Annotated in this window: 13 protein-coding genes; 6 read left to right on the top strand and 7 right to left on the bottom strand. The window is 63.6% G+C overall.

The features are described 5' to 3' along the window. Positions 1–8: 8 nt before the first annotated feature. The 5 genes from AC3CBN_RS03835 (at position 9) to AC3CBN_RS03815 (ending at position 7,586) form a co-directional block, all read left to right on the top strand. Positions 9–3,032 (top strand): TonB-dependent receptor, encoded by a 3,024-nt coding sequence (locus AC3CBN_RS03835; RefSeq protein WP_488635497.1) that lies wholly within the window; start codon positions 9–11, stop codon positions 3,030–3,032. Positions 3,033–3,112: 80 nt separating this feature from the next. Continuing rightward, positions 3,113–4,570 carry a glucoamylase family protein gene (locus AC3CBN_RS03830; protein ID WP_488635496.1) on the top strand — a complete coding sequence of 486 codons (1,458 nt, stop codon included), beginning with the start codon at positions 3,113–3,115 and terminating at the stop codon, positions 4,568–4,570. 51 nt (positions 4,571–4,621) lie between these two features. After that, positions 4,622–5,893: a sugar ABC transporter substrate-binding protein gene (locus AC3CBN_RS03825; RefSeq protein ID WP_488636663.1), complete on the top strand. Its 1,272-nt coding sequence runs from the start codon at positions 4,622–4,624 to the stop codon at positions 5,891–5,893. After that, positions 5,890–6,768, top strand: a complete 879-nt coding sequence (locus tag AC3CBN_RS03820; RefSeq protein WP_488635495.1) for a carbohydrate ABC transporter permease — start codon at positions 5,890–5,892, stop codon at positions 6,766–6,768. The genes AC3CBN_RS03825 and AC3CBN_RS03820 overlap by 4 nt, the downstream gene beginning before the upstream one ends. Beyond that, a complete protein-coding gene (locus AC3CBN_RS03815; RefSeq protein ID WP_488635494.1) occupies positions 6,765–7,586 on the top strand; it encodes a carbohydrate ABC transporter permease in 822 nt (273 codons plus the stop codon). The genes AC3CBN_RS03820 and AC3CBN_RS03815 overlap by 4 nt, the downstream gene beginning before the upstream one ends. A 95-nt stretch (positions 7,587–7,681) precedes the next feature. Here the strand turns inward: AC3CBN_RS03815 and AC3CBN_RS03810 are convergent, their stop codons facing one another. Next, entirely contained in the window at positions 7,682–8,773 is a 1,092-nt protein-coding gene (locus tag AC3CBN_RS03810; RefSeq protein ID WP_488635493.1) for an ABC transporter ATP-binding protein, read from the bottom strand. A 148-nt stretch (positions 8,774–8,921) separates the two neighbouring features. Between AC3CBN_RS03810 and AC3CBN_RS03805 the strand changes: the two genes are divergently transcribed. Beyond that, a complete protein-coding gene (locus AC3CBN_RS03805; protein WP_488635492.1) occupies positions 8,922–10,274 on the top strand; it encodes a GH1 family beta-glucosidase in 1,353 nt (450 codons plus the stop codon). A 136-nt stretch (positions 10,275–10,410) separates the two neighbouring features. Here the strand turns inward: AC3CBN_RS03805 and thrC are convergent, their stop codons facing one another. The 6 genes from thrC to AC3CBN_RS03775 all read right to left on the bottom strand — a co-directional run bounded on the left by thrC (position 10,411) and on the right by AC3CBN_RS03775 (position 16,639). After that, complete coding sequence (gene thrC / locus AC3CBN_RS03800; RefSeq protein ID WP_488635491.1) at positions 10,411–11,742, bottom strand: threonine synthase; 1,332 nt, start codon at positions 11,740–11,742, stop codon at positions 10,411–10,413. Next, on the bottom strand, positions 11,739–12,689 hold the full coding sequence (locus tag AC3CBN_RS03795; RefSeq protein WP_488635490.1) for a homoserine kinase: 951 nt from the start codon (positions 12,687–12,689) through the stop codon (positions 11,739–11,741). Before AC3CBN_RS03795 ends, thrC begins: the two co-directional genes overlap by 4 nt. Positions 12,690–12,712: 23 nt before the next feature. Further along, positions 12,713–13,861, bottom strand: a complete 1,149-nt coding sequence (locus AC3CBN_RS03790; RefSeq protein WP_488635489.1) for a homoserine dehydrogenase family protein — start codon at positions 13,859–13,861, stop codon at positions 12,713–12,715. A gap of 93 nt (positions 13,862–13,954) precedes the next feature. Beyond that, complete coding sequence (locus AC3CBN_RS03785) at positions 13,955–14,104, bottom strand: hypothetical protein (protein ID WP_488635488.1); 150 nt, start codon at positions 14,102–14,104, stop codon at positions 13,955–13,957. A gap of 241 nt (positions 14,105–14,345) precedes the next feature. Beyond that, positions 14,346–14,588, bottom strand: coding sequence for a hypothetical protein (locus AC3CBN_RS03780; RefSeq protein ID WP_488635487.1), 243 nt, complete (start codon positions 14,586–14,588; stop codon positions 14,346–14,348). Between the two features lie 62 nt (positions 14,589–14,650). Then, positions 14,651–16,639, bottom strand: a complete 1,989-nt coding sequence (locus tag AC3CBN_RS03775; RefSeq protein ID WP_488635486.1) for a bifunctional 2',3'-cyclic-nucleotide 2'-phosphodiesterase/3'-nucleotidase — start codon at positions 16,637–16,639, stop codon at positions 14,651–14,653. Positions 16,640–16,676: the final 37 nt, after the last annotated feature.

Below are 16,676 nucleotides of genomic sequence, written 5' to 3'. Positions count from 1 at the left end.
AGGACTTTATGAATAAGCCTGGCCAAAAAAGTAAACGTTTACTAGCTGCTGCCATCGCCCTGGCAACGGCATCCTCGATGGCGCCGGCGCTCCTGTGGGCGCAGACATCCGACGCCACCTTGCGTGGCAAAGGGCCGGCCGATACCGATGTGGTCGTCAAGAATGTGGCGACCGGCTCGACGCGCCGTACGCATACCGACAAGGACGGCAGCTATGCGCTGGTTGGCCTGCAGCCAGGCACCTATCAGGTGGATGCCGGCCCCGGTACCGAGCGCACAGTCACTGTGACGGTGGGTTCGGTGGCGACGCTGAACCTTGCTGCGGGCGCGGCGACCGCATCACCCAACGCTGCGACGCTCGGCGCCGTGACCGTGAACGCCACGACGCTGCAGGAAGTGAAGACCTCGGAGGTCGGCTCGCAGGTGTCGCTCCGCCAGATCGAAACCACGCCGGCGGCCTCGCGCAACTTCCTCGAGTTTGCCGACACCGTGCCCGGCATGGTGTTCACGCGCAGCGCCAACGGCAACACGAGCCTGCGCTCAGGTGCCCAGGCCAGTTCCAACATCAACGTCTACATCGACGGCGTTGGCCAGAAGAACTACGTGTTGCCCGGTGGCATCACGGGCCAGAACAACAGCCAGGGCAATCCGTTCCCGCAGCTGGCCATCGGCGAATACAAGGTCATCACTTCCAACTACAAGGCGGAGTACGACCAGATCTCCAGTGCGGCGGTGACGGCGGAAACCAAGTCGGGCACCAATGAGTTCCACGGCGACGTGTTCGGCAGCTTCACCAACACCGCCATGCGCGCCGAAACGCCTTCCGAGCAGGCAACCAACAAGAAGACGCAGTCGCACGAAAAGGACTACGGCTTTGACTTCGGTGGCCCGATTCTCAAGGACCAGGCGCACTTCTTCATTGCCTATGAAGGCAAGGAATTCAACAGTCCGATCACGGTGGTTCCGCAGGGCGATTCGACGCTCTGGCCGCAGCTGCCTGCGAGCGTGCAGTCGCAGTTCGGTCCGGCCAGCCTGCCGTTCAAGGAGAACGACTGGTTCGGCAAGATCGACTACGAACCCACCGATCGTGACCGTATCGAAGTGAGTGCGAAGTATCGCGACGAAAGCTCGCTGAGCGGCATCGGTGGCGTCAACACCTCTTCGGCAGCGCTCAACACGGACAATACGGACAAGCGCTTCGACGTTCGCTGGGATCACAGTACCGACAGCTGGTTCAACCGCCTGCAGGCCACCTACGAAGACGCGTTCTACACGCCTTCGCCGGTCATCACGGGCGCCGGTGCCAACTACACGCCGTACAACAACCAGAACCAGGTACTCATCCAGACCGGCAATTCGCCGCTGGCGTCCCAGAACAAGGGCCAGAAGGGTCCGGCCATTTCCGATGACCTGACCTTCAATGACCTGTCATGGTATGGCGACCACGTCGTGAAGATGGGCGTGAAGTTCAAGTCGGTGAAACTGACCGCGCAGGATGCGGGCGATAGCAACGCCCTGTTCACTTACGCCGTCGCGCCGACCGGCACTGAATCCATTCCGTACAAAGTGCAATTCGGTTCGCCGGTGCCGGGCCAGAGCCCGGTGGCCACCAGCAGCGACAAGCAGTTCGGCACCTATATTCAGGACGACTGGTCGATCGACGAGCACTGGACGCTGAACCTGGGCGTGCGCTGGGACTACGAGAAGACCCCGTCCTATCTCGACTACGTGACGCCGGCTAACGTGGTGGCTGCGTTCGGCATGCAGGACCCGGCCGCACCCGCGGGCCAGACCTACGCCCAGACGCTGGCCAAGGGCGGCGTGAACATCAACGACTACATCAGCACCGGCAGCAACCGCAGTGCGCGCAAGAGCGAGATCCAGCCGCGCTTCGGCTTCTCCGATGATCTATTCGGCGACGAAGAGCACGTGATCTTCGGCGGTTGGGGCCGCGCCTACGATCGCAACCTGTACGAGTCGCTGCAGGTGGAACAGACCAAGTCGGTACTGTCGCAACCCACCTTGTTCTTCAACACGCCGCAGATACCGTGCACGCCCAGCGCTACGTGTCTCGCGTGGAATCCGAGTTACATGAGCATCCCCAACTTGCAGGCGCTGGTGGCAGGAACCAGCGCGGGCAAGGAAGTGGACATGGTCAACAACAACCTGAAGGCGCCTTACTCCGACCAGCTCAGCCTGGGCATGCGCAACAAGATCGGCGAGTGGAACACCAGCATTGCCTTCGTCAACATCAAGAGCCATGACGGCATCGTCTACACGCTGGGCAACCGCTATCCGAACGGCAGCTTCTGGCAGAACGGCAGCCAGCCGTGGGGCAACGGCATTCCCGGATTTGGCAGCCTGATCATCGGCAACAACGGCCTTGTCACCAAGACCGATCAGATCCTGCTGTCCGCCGAGAAGCCCTATACGGTGGATTCGCATTGGGGTGCCACGATTGCGTACACCTACACGCATGCGCTGCAGAACAACGACAACAACGATCCCACCGACCAGTACGCGTTTGACTTCGAGAAGATCGGCAACTATCCGTTCACCGGCTCTGGCGTCGCCAGGCATCGACTGGTGGCCACCGGTTCGCTCGATGGTCCGTGGGGCTTTGTGTTCGGCGGCAAGCTGACGCTGGCTACGCCCATCCCGGATCTCAACCTGGCCTGCTATGGCTTGCCCTCTTCCGGCATGGACAACGGTGCCATCAATGGCGCCGGTTGCCAGTCGGTATCGTTCAAGCCGCCGGGCACCGGTCGCTTCATCGTCGGCGGCAAGATCTTTGGCTATCGCGACATCGACTTCCAGGCGACCAAGAACTTCAAGGTCTACGGCAACCTCAACGCCTACGTTCGCATCGATCTGATCAACGCGTTCAACTGGAACAACTACGCCAACTACCTTGAGACTTTCAGCTCCCAGACCAAGGGCGTCCTCAATAGCAGGCCGGTCATCTACAACCCCACCGGTGACATCACGGGTTATCCGCGTACCCTGAAGGTCACGGCGGGTATCAACTTCTGACCTTGACCCCCCGAGCCATCAGGACGATGGCTACTTTCGAGGCCCGCATCATGCGGGCCTCTCTTTAACGGCACAGACTTATGTCCAAGCGAATTCTCCAAGCCGCATGGGTCGGCGCAATCACTCTCGCGATCGGCATCGCCTGGTCGCCACCGACGCTCGCCAGCACGCCTGCCCACGGCTACGCCGCGCTGCCCGCCTCGCAGCAAGCCATGGTCGACGAACTGGAAAAGCGCACCTTCCAGTGGTTCTGGGACAGTGCCGACGCGAAAACCGGGTTGGTGCCGGATCACTATCCGGGCCCATCCTTCGCCAGCATCGCATCGGTGGGCTTCGCGCTCACCGCGTATGGCGTCGGCGCAGAACGCGGCTATGTGACACGCACGCAGGCCGTCGATCGCACGCTGGCCACGCTGCGCTTCTTCAACGACGCCAAACAGGGCGACGAGGAGGACGATGTCACCGGGTACCACGGCTTCTTCTATCACTTCCTGGACATGCAAACCGGCAAGCGCTACGGGCGCGGGATCGAGCTGTCCAGCGTGGATACCACGTTGTTGCTGGGCGGCGTGCTGTTCGCGCAGTCGTACTTCGATCACAACAACGCCAAGGAAAAGGAAATCCGCCAGCTGGCCGATACGATCTACCGTCGCGTCGACTGGACCTGGATGCAGCCGCACACGCCGTTGATCAGCATGGGCTGGACGCCGGGCGGCAAGTTCATTCCGGCAGACTGGAAGGGCTACAACGAAGGCATGCTGGTGTATGTGCTGGCGCTCGGTTCGCCCACGCACCCGGTCGGCGGCGATGCGTGGAAGGCGTGGACCAGGACCTATCCGAAAAACTGGGGCGAGTTCCAGGGCAAGACCTTCCTCAATTTCGCGCCGCTGTTCGGACACCAGTACAGCCATACATGGATCGATTTCCGCGGCATCCGTGACGAGTGGAGTCGCGAGCACGACACCGACTATTTCGAAAACAGCCGCCAGGCCACCTATGCGCAGCGCGCCTATGCCGTGGCCAATCCCAATCACTGGACCGGTTACGGGGAAAACGTGTGGGGGCTGACCGCTTGCAACGGCCCGGGCGATGCCGTGGTGAAGCGCAACGACGGCAGCACGCGTGCGTTCTACGGCTATACGGCGCGCGGTGCAGGGCTCGACTACGTCTCCGATGACGGTACCATCGCCCCGACTGCCGCCGGCGGTTCCATCGCCTTCGCACCAGAGATCGTGGTGCCGGCGCTGATGGAGATGAAGACACGTTACGGTGACGCCATCTATGGCAAATACGGTTTCGTCGATGCCTTCAACCCGAGCTACGACACTGGCATCCAGCCGCAAGAAGGGCGCGCGGTTCCTGGTATGGGCTGGGCCGACGACAAGCAGATCGGCATCGACCAGGGGCCGATCGTGCTGATGATCGAAAACTGGCGCAGCGGTTTCGTGTGGAACGTGATGCGCAAGAATCCGTACCTTCGCAAAGGCCTTGAGCGCGCCGGTTTCACTGGCGGCTGGCTGGATGAGAAAAAACGCTGAGCCATGTGGCCCATTCCGCGACACAACGTCATTGGACATATGCGTCGCGGGATGGTGGCCCTGCTGGGCGGATTGATGCTGTCACTTGCCGGGTGTTCGTCACCGGCAAGTGATTCACACACGCTCACCTTCTGGACCGTGGGTCGTGAAGGTGAAGCGGTGGTCAAGTTGTTACCCGAGTTTGAACGCGAGCATCCGGGTATCCATGTCAATGTACAGCAGCTGCCGATGACGGCGGCGCACCAGAAGCTGCTCACCGCGTTCGCCGGCAGTTCCACGCCGGATCTCAGCCAGCTAGGCAATACCTGGGTTGCTGAGTTTGCCGCGCTCGAGGCGCTGGAACCCTTGCAGGCGCGCGTCGACCATTCGGCCGCGGTACGGCAGGACGATTACTTCACCAACATCTGGGCCACCAACCTCATCGACGGCGCGCTGTATGGCGTGCCGTGGTACGTGGATACGCGCCTCCTGTTCTATCGCACGGACCTGCTCAAGGCCGCCGGCTTCAATGCGCCGCCGCGCGATTGGAACGAATGGCGCAAGGTGCTCGCCGCACTCAGCCATCCCGAGCGTGGTATCTACGGCATCCTGCTGCCTACCAACGAGTACGAGCAACTGATGTCGCTGGCGCTGCAGCAACCCGAGCCAATGCTGCGTGACGATGGGCGCTACGGCAATTTCGAAAGCGCCGGCTTCAAGCGAGCGCTGGCGTTCTACGTGGATACGTTTCGGTTGCATCAGGCACCGCCCATCACCAATGTGGAGGCCGGCAATCCGTGGGACGAATTTGGTCGCGGTGTCTACGCGTTCTACCTTTCCGGGCCGTGGAACATCGGCGAATTTCGCCAGCGCCTGCCGTCATCGCAGCAGGATGCTTGGTCCACGGCGCCGCTGCCGGGGCCGGATGCCCCGGGCGTGGGTGCGGCGGGCGGATCGAGCCTGGTGATCTTCCGCCGCTCGCCAAACAAGGAGGCGGCCTGGATGTTGATCGAGTACCTGTCGCGCCCCGACGTGCAACAGCGTTTCTACGACTTGCTGGGCGACATGCCGGCACGTCGCAGTGCGTGGGATGGCGGCAGCCTGCGTGGCGATCCGAAAGTGCGCGCGTTCCGTGAACAGCTCGAACGCGTGAAGCCCACGCCGCCGGTGCCCGAGTGGGAGCAGATCGCCAACGAGATGCAGCTGGTGGCCGCGCAAGCCGTGGCGGGCGACCTCACCGTGGACCAGGCAGCAGCGGAGATCGACCGTCGTGCCGATCGCATCCTGGAGAAACGTCGCTGGATCCTCGACCATGCACGTGCTGATCGAGAGGCCCATCGGTGAACAGACAGCGCGCGGCATGGTTGTTCCTCGCGCCGGCACTGCTGGTGCTGGGCATCTTCTTCCTGCTGCCGGTCATCGCTGCATTTGCGCTCAGCCTCACCGACTACGATCTCTACGCGCTCGCCAATATCCATCACCTGCGCTTCGTGGCGCTGGGCAACTACTGGGATCTGCTGCACCAGCCGAAGTTCTGGTCCGCACTCGGTCACACGTTGTACTTCGTCGTGGTGGGTGTGCCGCTTTCCATCCTGGTATCGCTTGGTGCGGCGCTGCTTCTCAACTCGCCGCTGGCGCGCTGCAAGGCGTTTTTCCGCACTGCGCTCTTCGCGCCGGTCGTGACGACGGTCGTGGCAGTGGCCGTGGTGTGGCGTTACATCTTCAATACCAAGTACGGCATGGCTAACTACGTGCTTGGCCTGCTGGGCATCCATCCGGTGGACTGGCTGGGCGATCCACACTGGGCAATGCCCACCATCATCCTGTTCGCGGTATGGAAGAACTTTGGCTATAACATGATCATCCTGCTCGCCGGACTGCAAGCCATTCCCGCCGATCTCTACGAGGCTGCGCGCATCGACGGCGCATCGGGCGTGCAGCAGTTTCGCCACATCACGCTGCCGATGCTCGGGCCCACGCTGTTGATGGTGGGTATCCTCACCGTGTCCGGCTATTTCCAGTTGTTCGCCGAACCTTACGTGATGACCGAGGGCGGCCCGCTGCAGAGCACCACCAGTGTGCTGTACCTGATGTACAACGAAGGCTTCAAATGGTGGAACTTCGGCACCGCGTCGGCGGTGGCGTTCCTGCTGTTCGTAATCATGTTCGCTGTTACCGCGCTGATGCTGCGGGTGGCACGACGCGGAGCCACCGCATGAGCTCGCGCGCGGCCAAGGCAGTCATCCATGGGCTGCTGATCGGCGGCACGCTGGTCGCCGTGTTTCCCTTGCTGTGGATGTTGTCGGTGTCGTTCATGCGGCCTGGCGAGGCCAGCAACCTGCCTCCACCACTGCTGCCCGCACATGCCACCTGGGACAACTACGAGCAGCTGTTCCTGCGCGCCGGCATGGGCCGCTACCTGCTCAACAGCCTGCTGGTGTCCAGCGGTATTACCGTGCTCTCGCTCGCGTTCAACCTGATGGCGGGCTACGCCTTTGCCAAGTTGCGCTTCAGCGGTCGCGAGCGGCTTTTCCAGGGCTTGCTCGGCATGCTGGTGATTCCGGCGCAGGTGGCGATGCTGCCATTGTTCCTGCTGCTGAAATACATGGGGCTGGTGAACAGCTACGCGGCAGTGATCGTGCCGGCAATGGCAACCGCATTCGGCATTTTCCTGGTGCGCCAGTACGCTCGCGGCATTCCCGACGAACTCATGGAAGCAGCGCGCATTGACGGTGCGGGCGAGCTGCGCATCTTCATGCAGATCGTGTTGCCGCTGCTCAAGCCGATCATGGTGACGTTGGCCATCTTCACGTTCCTCACCGCATGGAACGACTTCATGTGGCCATTGATCGCGCTGACCGGGCAGGAGCACTACACGCTGCCGATCGGCCTTGCCTCACTGGCGCGTGAACATGCACAGGACAGTGAGTTGATGATGGCCGGCTCCGTGGTCACAGTGATCCCGGTGCTCGCCTTGTTCCTCGCGATGCAGCGCTACTACATCGAAGGGCTGTTGCTGGGTAGTGTGAAGGGATAGCGATGCGCTGAACGATTCGCTACGTCCTCAGGAAGCCGTCACCCCGCGACGGTTGTTTGAAGAGGCGACTTGATCCGACGTTCCCGTTTCGCCGTTCAAATGATGCGCATGCCCCCGGTCGGTTCGAAGAAATGCAGACGCTCGGGCATCAGCTGGAAATGCATCAGCGTGCCGGCATCGGGCAGGGCACCCGGCGCCACGCGCGACACCAGGGCCTGATCGCCATGGCGCAGGTTGAGAAAGATCTCGTTGCCGATCGGCTCGGGCACTTCGAGCAACGCGCTCAGTGCGGCGTTGTTGGCGTCGGTGAGGCGCAGATCCTCAGGGCGCACGCCGAGCACCACATCGCGGTCGATCCATGGCTGCAGCTCGGGTGTCTGCAGCGTCAACTCACCGAGCGGTACCGCCCCGTTTGCCGTATCCAGTGTCCACCCTTGTCCGTGACGCAATTTGCCACCCAGCAGATTCATCGCGGGCGAGCCGAGGAAGCCGGCCACGAACAGGTTGGCCGGCTTGTCGTAGAGATTCATCGGCGTGTCGATCTGCTGGACCTTGCCACCGTCGAGCACCACGATGCGCTGGCCCAGCGTCATCGCTTCCACCTGATCGTGCGTCACGTAGATCATGGTGGCGCCGAGCCGGCGATGCAGTCGCGCGATCTCCACGCGCATCGACAGGCGCAGCTTGGCATCGAGGTTGGACAGCGGCTCGTCGAGCAGGAACACCTTGGGCTCGCGCACCAGCGCACGGCCCAGCGCCACGCGCTGGCGTTGGCCACCGGACAGCGCGGCGGGCAGCGAGGTGAGTCGATGCTCAAGTTCCAGCAGCTGCGCCGCATCGCGCACGCGCTCGTCGATTTCTGCCTTGCCCTTGCCGCGCAGACGAAGGCCGAACGCGAGGTTTTCCGCCACCGTCATATGCGGATAGAGCGCGTAATTCTGGAACACCATGGCAATGTCGCGATCCCTGGGCGACACCTCGTTCACCACGCGCCCATCGATGCGCAGCGTGCCCGACGAGATCGACTCCAGTCCTGCGATCATGCGCAGCAAGGTGGTCTTGCCGCAGCCAGACGGGCCCACCAATACAAGCAGTTCGCCATCGGCGATATCGAAACTGGTCTCGGCCACGCCCACGTGGCCATTGGGGTAGACCTTGCACAGTCGATCCAGAGTCACTGTTGCCATCGACTTAGCGTCACTCCTCGGTCCGGGCCGTTGGCGGCCACTGCATATATAGGCGAAAAGACCCGTGCACATTCGGGCCGCGCTCGGCTATTCTCGCTATGTAATCGTTTACATCAAGCCGCGCTGCCGCAAAAGGAATTCGCCCACCATGACCCACAGCTATCGCTTCCCGGCGGACTTCCATTGGGGCGCCGCTACGTCGGCTTATCAAATCGAAGGATCGCCGCTGGCTGATGGTGCGGGTCCCAGCATCTGGGAGCGTTTTGCGCACACGCCGGGCATGATGGCCAATGGCGATACCGGCGATATCGCCTGCGACCATTACCGTCGCTACAAGGACGACGTACAGCTCATGCGCGCGCTGGGCTTGCAGGGTTATCGCTTCAGCATCGCGTGGGCGCGCGTGTTGCCGGAAGGCACTGGTCGAATCAACCAGAAAGGTTTGGACTTCTATTCGCGTCTGGTCGATGAGCTGCTGGAAAACGGCATCGAGCCAAATGCCACGCTGTTCCACTGGGATCTGCCTGCTGCGCTGGACGATCGCGGCGGTTGGCTCAACCGCGATATCGCGCATTGGTTCGCCGAGTACGCCAGCGTGGTGTTCAAGGCGCTGGATGGTCGCGTGAAACGGTGGTCCACGCTCAACGAACCGTGGGTCGTTACTGATGGCGGCTATCTTCATGGCGCGCTGGCGCCGGGTCATCGCAGCAAGTATGAAGCGCCCATTGCCGCGCACAACCTGATGCGCGCCAGCGGCGCTGGCATCCAGGCGTATCGTGCCGTCGGCAAGCACGAGATCGGCGTGGTGTTCAACATCGAGCCAAAATATCCGGCGTCGGACAGCGCGGAAGACATCGCGGCCACGCGCCGCGCGCACGCCTACATGAATGAGCAGTTTGCCGATCCGGCGTTGCTTGGCAGTTACCCGCCCGAGCTCAAGGAGATCTTTGGCGAGGCATGGCCGGATTTTCCCGCGGACGATTTCAAGCTCACCCAGCAGAAGGTCGATTTCGTCGGTATCAACTACTACACGCGCGCGGTGGTGAAGCATGACGCCAACGCCTATCCGCTCAAGGCGGTGCCGGTGCGCCAGCCGAACAGGACGTACACCGAAACCGGCTGGGAGGTGTACGAACAGGGCTTCACCGATACGCTGGTGTGGTTCAAGCAGCGCTACGGCGACATGCCGCTCTACATTACCGAGAACGGTTCGGCCTTCTATGACCCGCCGGTGGCCGAGGGCGATGTGCTGGACGACCCGCTGCGTACCAGCTATCTGCGTAAGCACTTGAAGGCGGCGCATCGGGCGATCGAGGCAGGCGTCAACCTCAAGGGCTATTACGCCTGGTCGCTGATGGACAACCTTGAGTGGTCGCTCGGCTTCTCCAAGCGCTTCGGCCTGTACCACGTGGATTTCGCCACGCAGAAGCGCACGCCCAAGGCCACGGCCAAGCTTTACGCCAAGGTGATCGAAACCAACGGCGCCGTGCTGGACGATTGATAGTTCGCCCGGCGCTCGAAGCGCATGGCCTTTTGTAGGAGCGCACCCTGTGCGCGACCGCAGCGTGAAGGTCTCGCCACATCGCACGCTTGTCGCGCGCAGGGTGCGCTCCTGCAGGAGAGCCCAAGGCGTCGCTTTAGCCCGCGACCACCTGCGTCTTCTCCACTCGCCGCACCAGCCGCTCCTTCAGCGCCGCATCGCTCGCCGCCATCGGCTCGGCGCTTGCCGGACGCTCCAACATCGCCGCCAGTGCGGGCGGCACCTCGATGCGGTGTCCCACCAGCGGCTCGACGATGCTGTCGAACTTCGCCGGATGCGCGGTGGCCACCACGGCCCATGGCAAACCTGTGGCGCCCATGCGATCGAGTACATGCACGGCAGTTGCCGTATGCGGACAAAACTGCTCGCCATGCTCGCGCGCGTGACGAACGATGGTGTCGCTGATGGTGGCGTCGTCCACGCTGCTGGCGTGCAGCTGCACGCGCAGTTCGTAGTCGTGAGGGAAAGTCCAGCGCAGTCGCTCGAAATTGCTGGGCGCGCCAACGTCCATCGCGTTTGCCAGCGTCGGTATGGCGGGGCGAGGCGAGTATGAATCGCCGTCGAAATAATCGCTGAGCGTCGCGTTCGCGTTGCAGGCGAGGTGGATCTCACCCACCGGCAAACCCATCTCGCGCACCCACAGGCAGGCCAGCGCGTTGCCCAGGTTGCCCGTGGGCACAATGAAGTTGAGTGGTGAACGATGGCGACGCCACCAGCCGAGCGAGGCATGCGCGTAGTAGCTCATTTGCGGAAGCAGGCGCCCCAGGCTGATGCTGTTGGCAGAAGACAGTGGTACCCGTGGCTGCAAATCGGCGTCGTTGAGCGCGGTTTTCACCATGCGCTGACAGTCGTCAAAGCTGCCACTCACACGCAGCGCTTGCACGTTGTCACCAAAGCAACCCAATTGATGCGCCTGTCGTGGCGACACGCGGCCATCGGGATAGAGGATGACCACGCGTACGCCGCGCTGGCGATGAAACGCCGCGGCCACGGCCGCGCCGGTATCGCCGGAAGTGGCGACAAGAATGGTCAGCGGTGTGCCGCTGTCACGGCGCAGGCGCCGGAAGCAGGCAGCCAGGAAACGCGCACCGATGTCCTTGAACGCTGCACTGGGCCCATGGAACAGCTCCAGCACCGAGGCGCCGTCCACATAGGGCAGTGGGCGCAGCGGCACGTCGAAATCGAACGCCTCGCGGCAGATCGCTGGCAGCTCGGCAGACAGCGGACTCGTGCGGAAGAATGGTGCAAGCAGGACGGCCGCCGTATCGGCCAGCGAACCGTGCGGATCGAAAGCGGAAGCATCAACCTGAGGCAGCACTTCGGGTACATACAGGCCACCATCGGGAGCGAGCCCGGCAGCGATGACTTCGTGGATCAGTGCGGCATGGCGTGCGCCGCGCGTGCTGCGGTAATGCAACGGCTCGCTCATGCCGCATCCTCTTCCATCAGCTCGGCGGCTGGCCCGTTGACAGGGGAAACCAGCGGGTCGCTGGCGATGCCGGCTTCGGCAAATGCAGCGACCATGGCGGCAGCGGCATGTTCGGCATCCTCGCGCCGTTCGTACCAGCCGAATACGCTGGGGCCACCGCCTGAAATGCTCGCGCCCAGCGCGTTGTAATCCAGCGCGGCCTGCTTCACGCGCGCAAAGCCCGGCACCAACGGCGCGCGACGCGGTTCCACCAGTACGTCTTTCAGGCCCTCACGTACCAAGGTGGCATCGCCGCGATGGCAGCCGGTGAGCATCAACGCAAGATTGCCGTGCTGGGCCACCACGTCGTGCAGCGAAAAGCCGCCCGCGAGCGCCGCGCGCGACTGGCGCGTTTCCAGCACCACATGCGGGTGCACCAGCGCGCAATGCCAGCTTTCAGGCACCGGCAGGCGCAGCAGGCGATCTTTTGTGGATAACACCAATCCACCCAACAGCATCGGCCCGACGTTGTCGCCGTGGCGGCTGCCGCTGGCGATGGTCTCGCCGTCGAGTGCGAAACCGTACAGCGCTTCGCGCGGCAACGGGCGCTCCAGCAACGCGTTGGCGGCGACGAGGGCCGCCACGCAGGAGGCGGCCGAACCGCCCATGCCGGAGCCGAGCGGGATGCCTTTGTAGAGTTCCACCTCGAAGCCGTGACGCAAGCCAAGCGCGCGGCGTAGCGAGAGCAACGCCGCGCCGGCGGTATTTTGGCCCGCTTCCAGCGGAAGGTCGGTGACGCAGCCGTGGATGGCGGCGATGCGCACAGTGGGCTCGTCGATACGCCGCACCAGAGCGCGATCGCCGGCACCGGCTACGGTGTGGCCCAGGATATCGAAGCCAACGGCGACGTTGCCGACGCTGGCGTAGGCGGTGGCCTGTGCGCTCAACGCGCGTTGTGGGGCAGTCATGGGATCAACCAGTTGCGCATTCATCAGCGCACCTCAAGCGATTCGGCGATGCGTAGAAGATCTCCGAAAATGCCTGCCGCTGTCACCTCCGGCCCCGCACCCGGCCCCTGCACCAGCATCGGGTTCTCGCGATAGCGGCGGGTGGTGAACTGCACGATGTTGTCGGTCAGCCGGGTGTGCGCGAATGGATGCGCGGCGGGCAGCATGGCCAGGCGCACGCTGGCGCGGCCATGGGCGTCGAGGCTGGCGACATGGCGCAGCACGCTGCCTTGCGTCTGGGCACGAGCCAGCTGCGCGCCCATGGGCGTATCGAGACATTCGAGGTGAGCCATAGCTTCTTCAGCAGGCAGCTTTGCCAATTCACGAGGTACCAGACTTTGCACCTCCACGTCTTCCAGCGACAGTGACCAGCCCGCCTCGCGCGCCAGGATCACCAGCTTGCGTGCGACGTCCATGCCCGAGAGATCGTCCCGCGGATCGGGCTCGGTGTAGCCAAGTGCGTGTGCCTCGCGCACCAGCGCCGAGAACGGGCGGCTGCCATCGTGGCGATGGCACAGCCACGCCAGCGTGCCGGAGAACATGCCTTCAACCGCGAGCAATTCGTCGCCGGTATCGAGCAGGTCGCGCAGCGTTTGCACCACGGGAAGCCCGGCGCACACCGTCGCCTCGTAGCGGAAGCGTGATCCGCTGACACAGGCGGCGCGAATGGCCTGCAGGCGCCACAACGGCCCACTGCCGGCGAGCTTGTTGGGCGTCACCACGTGCAAGCCGAGAGTCAGCCATTCGGCGTAGCGCGACGCCACCGCATCGCTGGCGCTGCAGTCGATCAGCAGCGCGTGGCGACCATCGTCGCCAAGCACATGCGCGGCGAACTCGTCGAGGTTGCTGGGGCGCCAGGTCTGCGCGCTGCCATGGCGATCGTTGAGTTCGGGATCGTCCGCGTCCAGCCACATGCGTCGGCTGGCGGCGACGCCGCAGAGTTTGAGTTCGAGGCCTGCACGCGCCAGTCGTGGCTGCGCGGCGCGCAGCTGGTCGAGCAGGGCGCTGCCGACACGGCCGGGACCGATAAGGCCCACGGCGAGCACGCGCTGGCGTGCGGTGACCGTCGGCAGCGCTACAACATGCGGTGGCGGCGACGGCTGTTCGAGCGAGGGAGATGCAGCAAGGTTCACGGTGGCCTCCAGTGGGGGCCCGTGCTCGCTGGCGGAAGTCGGAGTGTGCACCGGCCCGCCTCTTCGAGGGCGGGGCCGTTTGCGTTGGAAAACTTATTCGCGCACGGAAACCCACCCCGACCTGGTAATAGTGGTCGTGGTGGTGGTCATGGCAGCGATGGTGGTGACGCCTGCGTACAGCGACATGCGCCCGGTGGTTACCGGGTTGGAAGGCATGCGTGCTGGCGCGATTCGCGGCGACATGCACCAACCTTAGGCCGATTGCTGCAGTGCGGTCAACAGATACGTTTGAAACCTTTCCCGGATGGACGTCCAAACCCGACGCATGCCGAACATGTAGGAGCGCACCCTGTGCGCGGCTGCAGAGGTCGGGCGTGCTGCGATTTACGGTCCCCGGGGAAATCGGAGTTGCGGCGTCATCGCTGTGCTGGGGCCCCTTGGGGATAGGCCTGTCGCGCACAGGGTGCGCTCCTACATGGTGTTGTTAGTCGCGGCCGCCCGAGCGCCAGCGAGGCGGCTCGCCCTTCAACCAGCAGATGCCGATGAACAGCGCGAAGAGGATGGCGCCATAGGGAAGAGCAAAGCCATTCTGTTTCAGAATGGGAACACCCACGCCCATCATTGCCACAAAGGCGATCAACACCACCCAGCCTTGCCAGGTGACCGGTAAACCCCAACCCCAGCCATAGCGCTTGGCGGGAAACCAGTACTTGCGCTCGTCCTGCATGAGTGACCCTCGTGAATCGGCGCGGCGGAGTCTACGCCGCCGCGCCAGTTACACCAATGTCCTCAGTGCGAAAGATCGATGGCGTAGGTCGCTGTGCCGTCGCCGTGATCCTTGGTCTGTCGAAGGTTCTTGAGGCCAGCTTCGCGAGCGATGTCCTGTTTGCCAGACGCACCCTTGAACACCACCGCGCCACGTGTCTTCAGCGGGGCAAAGTGCCACGAGGTCGCCGGAAGATCTTTCGCCTCGATGGTCTTTCGACGCTGCAGCCACTTGGCCAGAATCTCGCGGGCGCCGTCCGGCGCGGCCAGCACGATGTTGTTGCCGTCCAGGCCGGGGAAATTGCCGCCGCCGCTCGCGCGGTAGTTGTTGGTGGCCACGATGAACTGCTGTTGCGATGTCACCGGCTTGCCCTTGTAGCGCAGCCCGACAATGCGTTGGCCTTCCGGCTTGGATACATCGATCGCATAACTCAGGTCACCCTGGATCTGGTCGAAGTTGAAGCCGGGGTAGCGGTCGTTGATCAGCGGCTGTTCGCCGTCCTTCGCCGGATCGATGCGGTTGAAGCGCTCCGCCGATTTCTCCAGCCATGCCTTGAGGCCGGCGCCGTCCACCTTCACCGCGGCGAGCGTGTTCGGATAGAAGTAAAGGTCCGCGGCACTGCGCAGGGTGAGCGGACCGGCCGCGACGTCGGTGTAGTCATCCGGGCCGCCAAAGCCGGTGCGAAATGCCGCCGCTGCGGAGAGCACCGGCAGCTTCGCCAGTTCCGGGTGCAGCCTGGGCAGCTCGCTTTGCACGTAGTCGCGCATCGCCGCATTGATGGGCGCGAGCGCCGTCATGTTGCCTTCGTCGGCGAAGTAGCTGCTCATGTGCACGCGGGTTTCGCCGATCGGCGTGTTCACGTAGGTAATGGCGGCTTCGTGGGCCTGCTTCACCAGCGGCGAGATCGTGGGGTCGGCGGGCACGCATTCGTTCTTCTTCGGACAGATCGGGCGCACCTCGCTGTGCGTCTGGCTGTTGTCGATCACCCAGCGGCCGTCCTTGCGCTGCAGGGCAAGGTCGATCACGCCCAGGTCCTTGCCGAAGAAACCACCCATGACCGCCGGCTTGCCGCGTACGAAGCCGCGTTCGGCGTCGACGTCCTGCATGCCCTTGTAGTGCGGGCCGGGGAATTCCGTGTGCGAATGGCCGAGCAGCAGCACGTCGATGCCAGGTATGCCGGCCAGGTACCAGCCGCCGTTCTCCATGTCGGGCGTGTATGGCGCGGTGTTCAGGCCACCGTGCAGCACGGCAACGATCAGGTCGGGATGCTGCGCCTGCAGCTCCGGCAGGTACTTTTGCGCCGCCTCGACTACGCCGGTAACGGTGACCTTGCCGGCCAGGTTCTGCTTGTCCCATTCCAGGATCGGCGGCGGGGCAAAGCCGATGATGCCCACCTTCAACGGCACGCTGCGCTTGCTGCCGTCTGGTTCGGTGACCGTGATGTCCTTCTGCACCACCCTCCACGGCTTGAAGATCGGTGCGCCGTCGCGCGCGCTGAACACGTTGGATAGCACCAGCGGGAAATGCGGCCCGGCGCAGCGGTCGCTGTGGCCGCCTTCCACGTTCATCGGCGTGCCGGTGACCTGCGAGAGGAAGCCCAGCCCGTAGTTGAACTCGTGATTGCCGGCGGTGCCGCCGTCGTAGCCCAGCGCGTCCATGGCGCGGTAGATACCCAGCTCTTCGCCGCAGCCGACCGGCTTCACCTGAGCCTGGTAGTCGGCCAGCACGCTGCCCTGGATGGTGTCGCCGCTATCGAACAGGAAGCTGTCGGGAAACTGCTCGCGGACGCGGCGGATCAGCGTGGCGGTGCGCTCATAGCCTACCGAGGCATCCTCACGCTGCTTGTAATAGTCGTAACTGAGCACGTTGGAATGGACGTCGGTGGTTTCCAGGACGGCTACCTGGGCGCGGCTGCCGTCCGGCAGGGCAACGGGCCTGTGTGCCTGGCTGGCGCAGCCGGCCAACAGGGCGGCGGCAACAAGGGAGGAGAGCGGGCGCAAACAAAGGGGCATGGGGGAAAAGTCCGTTCCTGGCGGGCGAGGGCGCAAC

The sequence above is a fragment of the Dyella sp. OK584 genome (assembly GCF_057787755.1).
This window is presented reverse-complemented; position numbering and strand designations above follow the sequence as displayed.